This is a genomic window from Sphingorhabdus sp. (genome assembly GCF_046292425.1).
In the GTDB taxonomy this organism is placed as follows: Bacteria; Pseudomonadota; Alphaproteobacteria; order Sphingomonadales; family Sphingomonadaceae; genus Sphingorhabdus_B.
The window spans coordinates 1-646 of record NZ_JBKBQV010000109.1; the positions used below are offsets into that span (position 1 = coordinate 1).

A 646-nucleotide genomic window follows, 5' to 3' on the forward strand; every position below is an offset into this window, starting at 1 on the left:
GTGCCTCTTACCCCCCGGGGGGTGGGGGTCAAGCCCTGGCGAGACGGACCAATGCCTCGTCCAGCGCGGACAGAAAGCGCGAGCGGTCCTGCTTGCCGAACGGGGCGGGGCCGCCAATCTGGTCGCCGCCCGCGCGCAGGTCGGCCATGATCGCGCGGGTGGCGATGGCCGCGCCGATCGAGCTGGTGGTGAAGGGCTTGCCGGCGGGGGAGAGGACGACTGCGCCCGCCTTGAGGCAGCGGTCGGCGAGCAGGATGTCGGCGGTGATGACGACAGTTTTTGGCCCGGCGCGTTCGGCGATCCAGTCGTCCGCCGCATCGAAGCCGTCCGAGACGATCTCCCGCGCGATCAGCGGGTGGTCGGGGATGCGGATCAAGCTGTTGGCGACGATCGTGACCGCCACCGCGCGCCGCCACGCGACCTTGTAGATCTCGTCCTTGACCGGGCAGGCATCGGCATCGACCAGAATCCGCGGTTTCGGCAAGTGTCGAACTCCTTTGAAGCCAATGCATTAGGCGATTGCCGATCATCATGCTATGTCGCTCGCGCTGACGTCCTAAGCATGACTGACTTCGCACGCCCGGCGCGGGAAACCGCACCGAACCGACGACTTCCTTTCACAGACGACCTCTCGCACTCCCCCGGT

Annotated in this window: 1 protein-coding gene; it reads right to left on the reverse strand. The window is 67.0% G+C overall.

Annotated elements, in window-relative coordinates; all coding sequences use genetic code 11:
- Positions 1-28: 28 nt before the first annotated feature.
- Positions 29-484: a YaiI/YqxD family protein gene (locus ACK4S7_RS13120; protein ID WP_409647692.1), complete on the reverse strand. Its 456-nt coding sequence runs from the start codon at positions 482-484 to the stop codon at positions 29-31.
- Between the last annotated feature and the right edge of the window lie 162 nt (positions 485-646).